Below are 1203 nucleotides of genomic sequence, written 5' to 3'. Positions count from 1 at the left end.
CTTTTCCTGGAAGCAGGGCATTTGTTACTTCAGCACCGTAGTGCCTCGTCATCACACCTCAGCGTTTAATAAGAGTCCGGATTTACCTAAACTCTCCGCCTACATGCTTAAACCGGGACAACCGTCGCCCGGCTAACATAGCCTTCTCCGTCCCCCCTTCGCAGTAACACCAAGTACAGGAATATTAACCTGTTTCCCATCGACTACGCCTTTCGGCCTCGCCTTAGGGGTCGACTCACCCTGCCCCGATTAACGTTGGACAGGAACCCTTGGTCTTCCGGCGTGCGGGTTTTTCACCCGCATTATCGTTACTTATGTCAGCATTCGCACTTCTGATACCTCCAGCAACCCTCACAGGCCACCTTCAACGGCTTACAGAACGCTCCCCTACCCAACAACACATAGTGTCGCTGCCGCAGCTTCGGTGCACAGTTTAGCCCCGTTACATCTTCCGCGCAGGCCGACTCGACCAGTGAGCTATTACGCTTTCTTTAAATGATGGCTGCTTCTAAGCCAACATCCTGGCTGTCTGTGCCTTCCCACATCGTTTCCCACTTAACTGTGACTTTGGGACCTTAGCTGGCGGTCTGGGTTGTTTCCCTCTTCACGACGGACGTTAGCACCCGCCGTGTGTCTCCCGTGATAACATTCTTCGGTATTCGTAGTTTGCATCGGGTTGGTAAGTCGGGATGACCCCCTAGCCGAAACAGTGCTCTACCCCCGAAGATGAGTTCACGAGGCGCTACCTAAATAGCTTTCGGGGAGAACCAGCTATCTCCCGGTTTGATTGGCCTTTCACCCCCAGCCACAAGTCATCCGCTAATTTTTCAACATTAGTCGGTTCGGTCCTCCAGTTAGTGTTACCCAACCTTCAACCTGCCCATGGCTAGATCACCGGGTTTCGGGTCTATACCCTGCAACTTAACGCCCAGTTAAGACTCGGTTTCCCTTCGGCTCCCCTATACGGTTAACCTTGCTACAGAATATAAGTCGCTGACCCATTATACAAAAGGTACGCAGTCACCCTGATAAATCAAGGCTCCCACTGCTTGTACGTACACGGTTTCAGGTTCTTTTTCACTCCCCTCGCCGGGGTTCTTTTCGCCTTTCCCTCACGGTACTGGTTCACTATCGGTCAGTCAGGAGTATTTAGCCTTGGAGGATGGTCCCCCCATATTCAGACAGGATACCACGTGTCCCGCC

1 rRNA gene is annotated in these 1203 nt (G+C 52.5%); it reads right to left on the bottom strand.

Going from position 1 to position 1203, the window contains the following annotated elements:
- Positions 1 to 1203 (bottom strand): 23S ribosomal RNA (locus tag IMQ48_RS16595); the annotation flags it as partial.

Origin of the sequence: Citrobacter sp. Res13-Sevr-PEB04-36, assembly GCF_015672735.1 — a bacterium.
Taxonomy (GTDB): Bacteria; Pseudomonadota; Gammaproteobacteria; order Enterobacterales; family Enterobacteriaceae; genus Citrobacter.
This window is presented reverse-complemented; position numbering and strand designations above follow the sequence as displayed.